The sequence below is a fragment of the Paenibacillus pinihumi DSM 23905 = JCM 16419 genome (genome assembly GCF_000422505.1).
GTDB lineage: Bacteria > Bacillota > Bacilli > Paenibacillales > Paenibacillaceae > Paenibacillus_D > Paenibacillus_D pinihumi.
Genome location: NZ_KE383869.1, coordinates 1 through 13,094, shown reverse-complemented (window position 1 = coordinate 13,094; position 13,094 = coordinate 1). Strand labels below are relative to the sequence as shown.

The following is a 13,094-nucleotide window of genomic DNA, read 5'->3' as shown; positions in this document are numbered from 1 at the left end:
CCTATAAGACACCTGCAGTCATTGGCTGCAAGGGCTTGTCCATCAATTGGGAACACTCTCAGATCACTCGTATTCCAAGATAAACTATACCATATTATCCTAAACAAAGAAACAGCCCGTCCATCCTTAAAGCTGCTTAGTTTTTCACAGCGGCCGGGTTGGGCTGGGCTTGAATTAATTTTGCTTTTCGGAGAAGATGCAGCACGCTCTTTTCAAGCTCTTTTGACGTCATCGATACCGACGGCATCCGCGCAATCAGAATGAAATCAATGTGAGGAACAATCTTGTCCTTGTTATGCCTCACAATCTCCTTCAATATCCGGCGCATCCGGTTCCGTACGACCGCATTGCCCAACTTTTTGCTGACGGACACTCCCATCCGGAAGTGCTCCACCTCAGGCTTGCGGGACCAGTAAATGACGAGCTGGCTGTTCGCGAACGATCTTCCTCCTCTATATATTCGGTTAAAATCCTGTCTTTTCCGCAGACGAAGCTTTCTATGCACGGGCTTCCAACACCAGCCCTTCCCTGACTTCTACATTATATAGTTGAAAAAAAGACCACCCTATTGTGGTCTTCATCCAATTATGCACTTAATACTTTTCTGCCCTTCTGGCGGCGTGCACTCAACACTTTGCGTCCGTTCTTTGTGCTCATCCGCTTGCGGAAGCCATGCACTTTTTTACGTTTGCTTACATTCGGTCTAAAAGTCGGTCTCATCTCTTCGCACCTCCTTACAAAGGAATCGTTCGGACATGTCCATCTATGCTTTACAATCCCTTGAACTCTCAAGCGTAAACGGCCCCGTCCTTTAAGAAAGACGAAAGCAACGCTTCACGTGATATGAAGTCCGCACACCTGCCTTAACAAGCATACTTACCCCGTACCCTGAAAAAACGCCTTTTTTAATTAAACCATGCGATTGTGCAAAAGTCAACTGTGGTAATAATCAGACGCTGTCATTTGGAGATGTGCCCAAGCGAGAGCAATTTTTGCTGTGGATAATTGTAAAAAGTCACGAAAAAATGTCCACATCCGAAAATACCGGCGAAAAATTAGTAACATGTGGACATTTTTTTCTGAAATTCACGTTGATCTGTCGAATTTGCACAAGATATAAACAATATCTAGTGTTGTACATAACATTTATACACAACCTATTGAATATGTGGATAAAATCGAGCAATTCGTTGAAATCAAGGGCTTATTTTGCTATGATAGATTTGTTTTCTGTGTGGATGACTGGAAAGGTCAAAATGAGTTATTAACACCCTGTGGATAATATTGTGAACAATTTTCATCCTCTTTTGATAACTATTCATACAGCATTCTTAGTATTGTGGATATTTTCTACGTTTTTTTTGTTTTTTCGACATTTCCTCGATATTGGCGCCGCCAAACTGGAGTCGGAAACACTTGGATAAGGAGTGACAGTCTGTGGATAGCCATACCCAAGAAATATGGCAACAAGTGTTGTCTATTATCCAAACCAAATTGAGCAAGCCCAGCTATGATACCTGGTTCAAAGCGACCAAGGCTTCTTTTCTAAAAGAAGACCTGATCGTCATTACAGCGCCGACAACCTTCGCAGCCGAATGGCTCGAAAGCAAGTACACCAAGCTGGTTCGCACAACTCTATTTGAATATTTGGGTAGACAAATCGACATTAAATTTGCAATTGAAGAGAATAAGCCCCCGGAACCCGCAGCGCCTTACCCATCAATCGCTCCAGCGGCAACGGTCGTCCAAGAGGAAACCTTCTCTCATATGCTGAATCCGAAATACACCTTTGACACCTTCGTCATTGGTGCAAATAACCGGTTTGCGCACGCAGCCTCGCTGGCTGTCGCGGAATCACCGGCCAAAGCCTATAACCCGTTATTTTTATACGGGGGCGTCGGTCTCGGCAAAACACATCTGATGCATGCGATCGGCCATTATATTTTGGAGCATAACCCGAGTACCCGAGTACTTTATATATCCTCCGAGAAGTTTACGAATGAATTCATTAATGCCATTCGGGACAACCGCGGCGAAAGCTTTCGCATGAAATACCGGAACATTGACATTCTTCTTATTGATGATATTCAGTTTCTGGCCGGCAAAGAACAGACACAGGAGGAATTTTTCCACACCTTTAATGCCCTGCATGAGGAGAGGAAGCAAATTATTATCTCCAGTGACCGGCCGCCCAAGGAGATTCCAACACTGGAAGAAAGGCTTCGTTCCCGCTTTGAATGGGGCTTGATTACCGATATTCAGCCGCCGGACCTGGAAACCCGGATTGCGATTTTGCGCAAGAAGGCAAAAGCCGAGAACCTGGATATCCCGAATGAAGCCATGGTCTATATTGCCAACCAGATCGATACGAACATCCGTGAGCTTGAAGGTGCACTCATTCGCGTTGTTGCTTATTCTTCACTCATTAACGAAGATATTTCCTCGCATCTGGCTGCCGAAGCGCTGAAGGATATTATCCCCTCTAGCAGGCCTAAAATGATTACCATCCAGGATATTCAACAAAAGGTTGGAGAATTTTACGGATTGAAGCTTGAGGATTTCAAAGCCCGCAAACGGACTAAAGCAGTGGCTTTCCCGAGACAAATTGCGATGTACATTGCGAGGGAGCTGACCGATTATTCGCTGCCGAAAATCGGAGAAGCATTCGGAGGGCGTGACCATACGACAGTCATTCATGCTCATGAGAAGATTACACAGCAGCTTAAAGTTGATTCGGAATTATATAAGATTGTGAACAACCTGATGGATAAAGTAAAAAATCATACGTGAATAACAAGCAAGCCTGTACACATTGTATGCACATGTGGATAAGCTTGCTTGATCACCTTTTAGACCACTTATCCACATATCCAGCGCCCCTACTACGACTACTAACAAAATAATGTTAAAATAACTTAATATATAGGCGCTAAAAGCATTAACGCTTCGCTTCCCAATAAAAACGATGACCCTTTCTTTCGAGACCTCACAGCCATATGATTTTTCCCTAGGAGTGAAATTATGAAATTAATGATTTTGAAGGACCAGCTGAATGATGCGATTCAGCAAGTATCCAAGGCAGCCTCTTCCAGACCGGCCATTCCTATTCTTGGCGGAATAAAAATCGATGTTACGCATCATGGCATTACCTTAACAGCAAGCGATACGGATATTTCCATTCAGAGCTTTATTGAGACTGAATCGGGCGATAAGGTGAATGCAAGAATCGACAAACCGGGCAGTGTTGTGCTTCCGGCCAAATTTATTGTGGAAATCGTCAAGAAGCTTCCGGCTGATGAAGTAGAAATCGAGGTTGGGGATAACTTTCAGACTAAAATCCGCAGCGGCTCCTCCGATATCCAGATGGTAGGTCTTGATCCGGAGGAATTTCCTGTGCTTCCGTCCATTGACGAGAATGAAAGCTTCTCCGTTCCCGGCGATCTGCTTAAATCGATGATTCGCCAGACGAGCTTTGCAGCTTCCACGAGCGAGCAAACGCCAATTCTGACGGGTGTACTGTGGAATCTGATGGAAGAGCAGTTCAAATTCGTGGCCACAGACCGTCACCGTCTGGCAAGCCGCAACTCCCACGTCGAGACAAGTTCCGGCTACCGTTTTTCCAATATCGTCATTTCCAGCAAAACGCTGGTCGAGCTCTCGAAAGTTGTTCCGGACAACCAATCCCTTGTGGATATCGTCGTAACGGACAACCAGGTGCTGTTCAAGCTGGGTCATGTCCTGTTCTACTCAAGGCTGCTGGAGGGAACATATCCGGATACTTCCAAGATTATTCCGCAAGTGTTCAAAACAGAACTTGTTTTGGATACAAAAAAACTGATGGACGCAATCGACCGTGCTTATTTGATGTCCCGTGAGGAGAAAACTAATATTGTTCGTCTGATTACGCTTGAGAACGGCGTGATTGAGATTTCCTCCAGCTCCGCTGAGCTTGGCCGCGTTACCGAGCATCTTGATGCATCCGATCTCCAGGGTGACCCGCTTCGCGTAGCCTTCAACTCTAAGTATATGCTGGACTGCCTGAAAGTTATCGACAGCGAGAAAATCTTTATCGGCTTCAATGGTGCGATGAGCCCCATTATTATCAAGCCGACCGACCATGCGCACAGCCTGCACATCATATTGCCATACCGGACAACGGGCTAAGGAAGGATATAAGCCATGAATGAGGTAAAAATTTCAACGGAATACATTACGCTGGGACAGTTTTTAAAGTTAGCGGATTGTATCGATTCAGGCGGACAAGCAAAATTCTTTTTGACGGAAACGAAGGTTCACATTAACGGGGAGCCCGATAACCGCCGCGGCCGAAAATTGTATAAGGGAGACCGCGTCGAGGTGGAAGGGCACGGTTCTTTTATCGTTGCTGAGCGTTAACCCTGGCGCAACTTTCCCGCAGGAGGCTTCCCACATTGTTTTTAAAACAAATTGCACTGCAAAACTACCGGAACTATGAGCGGATCGAATTAAATACAGACAGCCAGGTCAACCTGTTTGTCGGAGAGAACGCCCAGGGCAAAACGAACTTGCTGGAGGCTATCTTTGTGTTGGCGCTGACGAAGTCTCACCGGACGAACAAGGATAAGGAACTGATCGGGTGGGAAGGCCCGCATGCTCATATCCATGGCGAGGTCGAGAAGAAGTACGGAACGGTCAAGCTCGACCTCATGTTCTCCGGCCAGGGCAAGAAGGCCAAGGTAAATGGGCTGGAGCAGCGCAAGCTGAGTGATTTTGTCGGGGCGCTGAATGTAGTCATGTTCGCTCCGGAAGACCTGGAAATTGTTAAAGGCGCGCCGGGCATCCGCAGGCGGTTTCTTGATATGGAAATCGGCCAGGTACAGCCCGGCTATTTGCATACTCTTCAGCAATACGGAAAAGTGCTGGCGCAGCGCAACAATTACCTGAAATCATCAGGTCCCGGCTCAGCCCAGCAGCCGCTGCTTGATGTGTGGAATATGCAATTAGCAGAATTTGGTGTTAAAATTATTAAAAAAAGGCAAAGCTTTATTCATAAACTGTTACGCTGGGCAAGAAGCATTCATAGCGGGATTACAAACGGGGTAGAAGAGCTGGATATCCGGTATCGGCCGTCTCTGGATGTTGACCTGGAACAAGATGAATCTGTTTTATTTGAGCAATTTATGATAAAGTTAACACAGGTGAAAGACCAGGAGCTGCGCAGAGGTGTAACATTAATCGGCCCGCACAGGGACGATTTGACCTTTTATATAAACGGAAAAGAAGCGCAAGTATACGGTTCTCAGGGGCAGCAGCGAACGACGGCGCTGTCGCTTAAATTGGCTGAGATTGAGCTGATACATGAGGAAATCGGGGAATATCCCCTGCTGCTGTTGGATGATGTGCTATCGGAGCTTGATCAGAACCGCCAGACCCAGTTGATCGAGACCTTTCAGACCAAGGTTCAGACCTTTATTACGACAACTGGACTTGAGAGCGTTAATTTAAGCAAGCTTAAGGATGCGCGTGTCTATCAGGTGAGCAAAGGACAGGTTGCAAGCGCAGGACGTCCTTCAGAGACGGAGTAACGCAGCGTTTTTCAAAGGGAATACAGGCGGATATGCGGACAGTTGGAATACTTCACTTGTATTTTCAAACAAAGGGGCGAATGGTGATGTATATCCATTTAGGCGGAGAGAAGATTATTCGGGCCATGGAGCTGGTGGCCATATTTGATATTTCCATTGAGCAGTCCTCCAAGCTGTCGAAGCAGTTTGTAGCCGGCGCGATGAAGCGCAAGGATGTCGAAGTCATTGGCGAAGAAGAATCCAAATCTATTGTGATTACGAAGAAAAAGGTCTACTACTCTCCGATTTCATCCTCCACTTTGAAGAAACGGGCCCATAGCTTTGCGGCCAACTAATGCCTAGAACTTCGCAGCAATCAGTAGCAAGCAGTTGAGAGGAGCAGTGAAAGAGGTATGTCTTTAAATCAGCATACGTATGATGAGAATCAGATTCAGGTTCTCGAAGGATTAGAGGCCGTCCGCAAAAGGCCGGGGATGTACATCGGCTCCACCAGCGGCAAAGGCCTGCACCATCTTGTATGGGAAGTTGTGGACAACAGCATTGATGAGGCGTTGGCCGGTTATTGCGACAAGATCCAAGTGATCATTCATGAGGACAACAGCATCACAGTCATAGATAACGGGCGCGGAATTCCTGTCGGCGAGAATACGAAGCTGAAGAAGTCCACGCTTGAGGTCGTTATGACGGTGCTTCATGCCGGCGGTAAATTCGGAGGCGAAGGCTATAAAGTATCCGGCGGTCTTCATGGTGTAGGGGTATCGGTAGTTAATGCGCTTTCCGAGCATGTCACGGTGCAAGTTAAACGCGACGGCAAAATCCACCAGCAGGAATACAGACGGGGTGCGCCTCAGTACGATATCAAAGTGGTCGGGGAAGCGGCAGATACAGGCACAACGACAAGATTCAAGCCCGATCCGGAGATTTTTACCGATACGACAGTTTATGAGTATGAGACGTTGCAATCCCGTATTCGCGAACTGGCATTCCTGAATAAAGGCATTGAGATTTCTTTGCTGGATGAACGGACAGGAGCCACCAATACGTTTAAATATGAGGGCGGGATTATTGAGTTCGTAGCCTACCTGAACCGCAACCGTGAAGCTTTGCATGAACAACCAATCTATGTAGAAGGTTCCAAAGATCATATTCAGGTTGAGGTTGCTCTGCAGTACAATGACAGCTATACCGAGAATATTTATTCTTTTGCCAATAATATCAATACGCATGAGGGCGGTACGCATGAATCCGGCTTCAAGAGCGCTTTGACACGGATTATTAACGATTACGCCCGCAAGACGGGAACGATCAAGGACAATAACTCCAATCTTTCCGGTGATGATGTGCGCGAGGGATTGACGGCGATTATTTCCGTGAAAATTCCTGAGCCGCAATTTGAAGGGCAGACGAAGACGAAGCTCGGCAACAGCGAGGTTCGCGGAATCGTGGAATCTTTCTTCGCTGAGAAGCTTCAGGAATTCCTGGAGGAGAATCCGGCTGTATCGAAAAAAATTCTGGAAAAAGGCTTGCAGGCTGCGCGTGCACGTGAAGCAGCACGCAAGGCGCGCGAACTGACACGCCGTAAGAGTGCGCTTGAGGTCAGTTCATTGCCTGGGAAATTAGCGGACTGTTCCTCCAAGGATGCAACAATCAGCGAGCTGTATATCGTAGAGGGTGACTCTGCCGGCGGATCGGCCAAGCAAGGCCGCGATCGTCACTTCCAGGCGATTCTGCCGCTGCGCGGTAAAATTTTGAACGTAGAGAAGGCGCGTCTGGACCGGATCTTGGGCAACACGGAAATCCGGGCTATTATTACAGCGCTAGGTACAGGAATCGGCGACGATTTTGATATTGCCAAGGCAAGGTACCACAAGATCATTATTATGACCGATGCCGACGTTGACGGCGCCCATATCCGGACGCTGCTGCTTACTTTCTTCTACCGTTACATGCGGAAAATCATTGAAGCCGGCTTTATTTACATCGCACAGCCGCCGTTATTCAAGATTGAACGCAATAAGGTCGTCCGTTACGCACAAAGCGAACGGGAGCGCGATGGAATTATCGCTGAGTTTGGCGAAGGTGTGAAGATCAATGTTCAGCGCTATAAAGGTTTGGGCGAGATGAACGCAACCCAGCTTTGGGAAACAACGATGGACCCTGAGAGCCGTACAATGCTTCAGGTCACGATCGAGGATGCGATCGAAGCGGATGTTGTGTTCGATACCCTGATGGGTGACAATGTTGAGCCGCGCCGTGATTTCATTCAGACTTACGCGAAGACCGTTAAGAACCTGGATATTTAATAGAGCAGGCAGCCTTCCTGGCATTAGGAAGGCTGCTTTTTTTATTGATTAAAATTTAATAAGCAGTCAGGCTCGTTTTCCGATCCGGCCGTAAGCTACTGCATACCGGTATACTTTGCGGAATACTCTCCGGTCCTTGAGCTTGCGGAACAGATAGGGATCCGGCTTTGTATTCACCTCTAGAATCCACGGGTTTAGCTTCGTATCAATTGCAACATCAATTCCGATCTCTTTAATTCGGGGATAGGCGCTTTGAAGCTGATGTGCAACCTGAACCCCCATTTTGCGCAGCATTCCCAAGTAATTTTGCTGCTGGGAAGTGTTCATGTGGGTGGACATCAGTCTTTCGAACGGGAGAGGGGTTCCGCCGCTATGATAGTTCGTGACGATCTTCTTCGGGTGCGCGAGCCGTCCGATAATGCCGGTCGTCTCCCATTTTCCCTTCAGATTCACCTGTACCATGACCCGGAAGTCAAAGCGTCTTCTCGAATGCTTCAGCAGATGAATCCCCTTCTGAATTAAAAACAAGCGGTTCCCGGTCACGCTTCGCATATGGGCATACAGCGAATCCAGTTGGGGAAAGCTGCGGGTCTGTGTCCCCGTTTGGTATTTATAGCCTACACTGGTCTTTTCCACACGGATAACTCCATTGCCGAACGTTCCCCGGTTTGGCTTCACATACACCATGCCATAGCGGTTGAGCATTTCTCCCAGCCGGGTTTTGCCCAGCTTTGCAGTCTCCGGGATCAAACGGTGAAAAGCGGAATTGCGCAGGAGGACGTTCGTTTTATCCCATTTGCTTGTAATGCGCTGGATGGCCAATTGTTCCTTCCACCTTTCGCCAAATGAAAATAAGTTCATTGATTTTTACACACAGGGGAGTGAATGAATGGTATAATGAAATTTGGCAAGCTGCTTAACAGGACGCGGATTTTATCACCGCTGTGAACCCCAAAGACAGTTCCTTTTTCCTGTTTTTATAGTATGAAGCTTGGGTCAATGCGGGTAACGGCAACTGCCTAGCATAAGTCCAAGGTTTAATTGTGCTGGGTTTGTGAAAGTAATATAATAACAATAGTGTAGTTTTTAGATATGTCAGGAGGTAAAGCATGGCGGAAGAGCAAAGTTCCCAAACACGAGACCGTGATATAGGCGTCGAAATGCGAGAATCGTTCATGGATTATGCCATGAGCATTATCGTTAGCCGTGCGTTGCCCGACGTAAGAGACGGGCTTAAGCCGGTGCACCGCCGTATTTTGTATGCGATGTCGGAGTTGGGGATGTCCCCGGACAAGCCTTACAAGAAATCCGCCAGAATCGTAGGCGAGGTCATTGGTAAATATCACCCGCACGGTGATTCGGCTGTTTATGAGTCTATGGTTCGTATGGCGCAGGATTTCTCGCTGCGTTATATGCTGGTAGACGGGCACGGAAACTTTGGTTCGGTTGATGGCGATATGGCAGCGGCAATGCGTTACACCGAGGCTCGTTTGTCCAAGATTGCCATGGAAATGCTGCGGGATATTAACAAGGATACCATTGATTTTGTTCCTAACTATGACGGAGAAGAGCACGAGCCTGCCGTATTGCCTGCCAGATATCCCAATCTGCTGGTCAACGGTATCTCCGGGATTGCAGTAGGGATGGCAACGAATATTCCTCCCCATAATCTCGTTGAGATCATTGACGGTACACAGGCGATTATTGATAATCCGGATATTACATCCCTGGAGCTCATGGAGTATATCACAGGCCCGGACTTCCCGACGTCAGGGATTGTCATGGGACGGGAAGGTATTCGCCAGGCTTACATGACCGGACGCGGATCTGTGACGATGCGTTCCAGAACGAACATCGAAGAGAACGGCGGCAAAGCCCGGATTATTGTGACGGAGCTTCCGTACCAGGTGAACAAGGCAAGACTGGTAGAGAAGATTGCGGAGCTTGTCAGAGAAAAGAAGATTGATGGCATCACCGATCTTCGTGATGAGTCCGACCGCACAGGTATGCGGGTTGTTATTGAGCTAAGACGCGATGTTAATCCGAATATCGTGTTGAACAATCTGTTCAAGCATACGCAGATGCAATCCAACTTCGGCATCAATATGATCGCTCTAGTGAACGGCGAGCCGAAGATGCTCAACTTGAAAGATGCTTTGTACCATTATTTGCAGCATCAAATAGAAGTTATTCGCAGACGTACGGAATTCGAACTCAAGAAGGCCCGTGCACGGGCGCATATTCTGGAAGGCTTGCGCATTGCGCTGGATCATCTGGATGAAGTCATTGCTCTGATTCGTGCCTCCCAGACGGCGGATGAAGCGCGTGAAGGACTCATTGAGCGCTTTGCCCTCAGCTACGAGCAGGCGCAGGCTATTCTCGATATGCGTTTGCAGCGTCTGACAGGACTCGAGCGCGACAAGATCGAAGCCGAGTATGCGGAACTGCTCCGCAAGATCGCCGAGTATGAAGCGATTCTGGCTGATGAGCGTCTCGTATTGCAGATTATCAGCGAAGAGTTGAATGAAGTGAAGGAGCGCTTCGGCGATGAGCGCCGCACTGAGATTGCGGCCGGGGAGAATGAAATTCTTGACGAGGACCTCATTCCTCAAGAGGATGTAATTATCTCTATTACGCATAGCGGCTATGTCAAGCGTCTGCCGGTCACCACGTACCGCAGTCAGAAGCGCGGAGGACGCGGTGTAGTGGGCATGGACACGAAGAATGATGACTTCGTAGAGCATCTCTTTGTTTCCAATACACACCAATTCCTGCTCTTCTTCACCGATAAAGGGAAGGTATACCGGCTCAAGGCATATGAGATTCCGGATTTGAGCCGAACTGCGCGCGGAACGCCAATTATCAATCTGATTCAGATTGAGCAGGGCGAAACTGTCAACGCGGTAATCCCGGTACAATCTTTTGAAGAAGACCAGTATCTCTTCTTTGCGACCCGCCAGGGAATCGTCAAGAAGACCCCGCTGGAGGACTATTCCAATATCCGCAAAGTCGGTCTGATCGCTATTTCCTTGCGCGAGGATGACGATCTGATCAGCGTGAAGCTGACAGACGGCAAGCAGGAGATTATTATGGGTACAGCCCAAGGGATGTCCATCCGCTATTCGGAATCCGATGTCCGTTCGATGGGAAGATCGGCTACCGGGGTAAAAGGAATTCAGCTCGATGAAGGCGATATTGTCATCGATATGGATGTGGTCGTACCGGATAATGACGTACTGATCGTAACCTCCAAGGGATATGGCAAGCGTACGCCAATTTCCGAATACCGCATTCAGACCCGTGGCGGTAAAGGGATCAAGACCTTGAATGTAACCGACCGCAACGGTCAGATTGTTGGCTTGAAGGTCGTGAACAATGAAGAGGACCTGATGATTATGACTTCTTCGGGGACATTGATCCGTACCAGCATGGCCGGAATTTCCACAATGGGCAGAAACACACAAGGCGTCAAGCTGATTAACATCCGCGATGACGATGCAGTGGCTACCGTATCCCGTGTAGACCGCAATGAAGAAGCAGAAAACAGTGACAACGCTGAGTTGGAAGCTGAAGGAGATATCAGCGAAACACCGTCCGAGGAATAAGGGACGGTGTTTCCCATTACTGGCGTAAGCTAATGCAAATTAGGGGTGGAACCCGATAATCATAGAAAGCTTGTAAGCAGACCTACATATTGAATCGTGCAGGGAGGAAACATTGCATGCCAACAGTCTTGCTTCATCAGGTAAAAGCAGGCGACAAGCTGACTCAGGACGTTCATACCAAGCTGGGCGGCACATTGTTTTACAAAGGCAAGGTTCTGATGCCAAGAGAGATGGAGATTCTTCAGGCATTCATGGTACCTTCGGTTATCATTGAAGCAAGAGAGGGAACCGGGGAAGCACCGGCTGCTCCTGACGCTCCGGCTCCGAAAGAAGAGCCTTCTGCCGGGCCCGCTGCTCCAGTTACGACTTTTGAGCAGGAGTATGTGAAAATGGTTGAGCTTCTAAAGAAAGTTCATCGCCAGTATTCACCTGGAGAAGTGTTCCCGATTCTTGAAATTCGAAAACAGCTTGAGCTGCTGATCGGTCATATTGGGGAGTATAATGTACTGACCTTTATTCCTACCGTAGACGATTCCTATGATTATATGTTCCATAATAGTGTGCTTTCGGCCCTGACCTCCTATTTGCTGGCCCAGTGGGGCGGATTCAAGCAAAGGGACTGGATACCTGCGGCGCTTTCCGGGCTATTTCATGATATTGGCAACCTGAAGGTGGATCGTGATCTGCTCATCAAGCCGCTCGCTCTTACGGCAGACGAAATTGAGGAGATCAGGAAGCATACTGTACTCGGTTATCAGCTTTTGAAGTCTGTGCCGGCTATTAATGAAGGGGTAAAGCTCGCTTCCCTGCAGCACCATGAGAGAGTGGACGGCAGCGGCTATCCGCTGGGGATGGGGGGCGAGCAGATTCATCCGTATGCCAAGATCGTGGCAATCGCAGACATCTTCCATGCCATGACCCTGAAGCGCTCCTACCGCGAGCCTACGTCTCCCTATCTGGTGCTGGAGGAGATCCAGAAGGAATCATTCGGCAAGCTTGATCCTGCCCTGGTACGTGTCTTCATAGAAAAAGCGACCCGGTTCCATAACGGGACCGTTGTGCGTCTTAATGATGACAGGGTCGGCGAGATTGTCTTCTCGGACCGTGATCACCTGACACGACCATGGATATCGGTTGACGGGACGATTATCAATCTGACCGTAGAGAGACAGCTCTATATCAAGGAAATCATTAAATTATAAGATTTATAATTTATGCTTGACTCTTACTTTGAAACTGTGATATATTATTCCTTGCCGCTTCTGAGGCGGTGAATAATGCATCACAGTTTTTGTTCTAGCGAGAAGGGCTTTGAAAGACTTCGAAAAAAAAGTTTTAAAAAAAGCTTGCCAAGACATAGTGAACTGTGATATATTATAAAAGTCGCCGCTGAGACATGGCGGTAACGAAAACAAAGTAATTTGTTCTTTGAAAACTGAACAACGAGCGAAATGCCCTGTGACTTGAAAGAGTCGCAGAACAGCAACAAAATGTAATGAGCTAACAAGCTTATCTATAACTTTTATGGAGAGTTTGATCCTGGCTCAGGACGAACGCTGGCGGCGTGCCTAATACATGCAAGTCGAGCGGACTTGAAGAGAAGCTTGCTTCTCTGATAGTTA

11 protein-coding genes and 1 rRNA gene are annotated in these 13,094 nt (G+C 47.9%); 9 read left to right on the top strand and 3 right to left on the bottom strand.

The window, feature by feature from the left end; translation table 11 throughout:
* Positions 1-136: 136 nt before the first annotated feature.
* Positions 137-505, bottom strand: coding sequence for a ribonuclease P protein component (rnpA, locus tag H583_RS0129090; RefSeq protein WP_028563562.1), 369 nt, complete (start codon positions 503-505; stop codon positions 137-139).
* An 80-nt stretch (positions 506-585) separates the two neighbouring features.
* Positions 586-720, bottom strand: coding sequence for a 50S ribosomal protein L34 (rpmH, locus tag H583_RS0129085; RefSeq protein WP_028563561.1), 135 nt, complete (start codon positions 718-720; stop codon positions 586-588).
* A gap of 717 nt (positions 721-1,437) precedes the next feature.
* Between rpmH and dnaA the strand changes: the two genes are divergently transcribed.
* The 6 genes from dnaA (at position 1,438) to gyrB (ending at position 7,867) form a co-directional block, all read left to right on the top strand.
* Positions 1,438-2,790, top strand: a complete 1,353-nt coding sequence (gene dnaA, locus H583_RS0129080) for a chromosomal replication initiator protein DnaA (RefSeq protein ID WP_028563560.1) — start codon at positions 1,438-1,440, stop codon at positions 2,788-2,790.
* 231 nt (positions 2,791-3,021) lie between these two features.
* Positions 3,022-4,164 (top strand): DNA polymerase III subunit beta, encoded by a 1,143-nt coding sequence (dnaN, locus tag H583_RS0129075; protein WP_028563559.1) that lies wholly within the window; start codon positions 3,022-3,024, stop codon positions 4,162-4,164.
* 15 nt (positions 4,165-4,179) lie between these two features.
* Positions 4,180-4,395, top strand: coding sequence for a S4 domain-containing protein YaaA (yaaA, locus tag H583_RS0129070; RefSeq protein WP_028563558.1), 216 nt, complete (start codon positions 4,180-4,182; stop codon positions 4,393-4,395).
* A gap of 35 nt (positions 4,396-4,430) precedes the next feature.
* Positions 4,431-5,564 (top strand): DNA replication/repair protein RecF, encoded by a 1,134-nt coding sequence (gene recF, locus H583_RS0129065; protein ID WP_028563557.1) that lies wholly within the window; start codon positions 4,431-4,433, stop codon positions 5,562-5,564.
* Positions 5,565-5,650: 86 nt separating this feature from the next.
* Positions 5,651-5,899 carry an extracellular matrix regulator RemB gene (gene remB / locus H583_RS0129060; RefSeq protein ID WP_028563556.1) on the top strand — a complete coding sequence of 83 codons (249 nt, stop codon included), beginning with the start codon at positions 5,651-5,653 and terminating at the stop codon, positions 5,897-5,899.
* A gap of 57 nt (positions 5,900-5,956) precedes the next feature.
* The gene (gene gyrB, locus H583_RS0129055) at positions 5,957-7,867 is read left to right on the top strand and encodes a DNA topoisomerase (ATP-hydrolyzing) subunit B (RefSeq protein ID WP_028563555.1); all 1,911 of its coding nucleotides are present in this window, start codon (positions 5,957-5,959) and stop codon (positions 7,865-7,867) included.
* Between the two features lie 66 nt (positions 7,868-7,933).
* Here gyrB and H583_RS0129050 read toward each other — a convergent pair whose 3' ends face one another.
* Positions 7,934-8,689: a YheC/YheD family protein gene (locus tag H583_RS0129050; RefSeq protein WP_028563554.1), complete on the bottom strand. Its 756-nt coding sequence runs from the start codon at positions 8,687-8,689 to the stop codon at positions 7,934-7,936.
* Positions 8,690-8,976: 287 nt separating this feature from the next.
* Between H583_RS0129050 and gyrA the strand changes: the two genes are divergently transcribed.
* The 3 genes from gyrA to H583_RS0129035 all read left to right on the top strand — a co-directional run.
* Positions 8,977-11,472, top strand: a complete 2,496-nt coding sequence (gyrA, locus tag H583_RS0129045) for a DNA gyrase subunit A (protein WP_028563553.1) — start codon at positions 8,977-8,979, stop codon at positions 11,470-11,472.
* Between the two features lie 116 nt (positions 11,473-11,588).
* Positions 11,589-12,674 (top strand): HD-GYP domain-containing protein, encoded by a 1,086-nt coding sequence (locus tag H583_RS0129040; protein ID WP_028563552.1) that lies wholly within the window; start codon positions 11,589-11,591, stop codon positions 12,672-12,674.
* Positions 12,675-12,993: 319 nt separating this feature from the next.
* Positions 12,994-13,094, top strand: a 16S ribosomal RNA gene (locus H583_RS0129035); the annotation flags it as partial.

Coding starts and splice junctions, on each gene's coding strand:
- rpmH (WP_028563561.1), bottom strand. CDS start 720: ATGAGACCGACTTTTAGACCGAATGTAAGCAAACGTAAAAAAGTGCAT.
- dnaN (WP_028563559.1), top strand. CDS start 3,022: ATGAAATTAATGATTTTGAAGGACCAGCTGAATGATGCGATTCAGCAA.
- yaaA (WP_028563558.1), top strand. CDS start 4,180: ATGAATGAGGTAAAAATTTCAACGGAATACATTACGCTGGGACAGTTT.
- remB (WP_028563556.1), top strand. CDS start 5,651: ATGTATATCCATTTAGGCGGAGAGAAGATTATTCGGGCCATGGAGCTG.
- gyrB (WP_028563555.1), top strand. CDS start 5,957: ATGTCTTTAAATCAGCATACGTATGATGAGAATCAGATTCAGGTTCTC.
- gyrA (WP_028563553.1), top strand. CDS start 8,977: ATGGCGGAAGAGCAAAGTTCCCAAACACGAGACCGTGATATAGGCGTC.
- H583_RS0129040 (WP_028563552.1), top strand. CDS start 11,589: ATGCCAACAGTCTTGCTTCATCAGGTAAAAGCAGGCGACAAGCTGACT.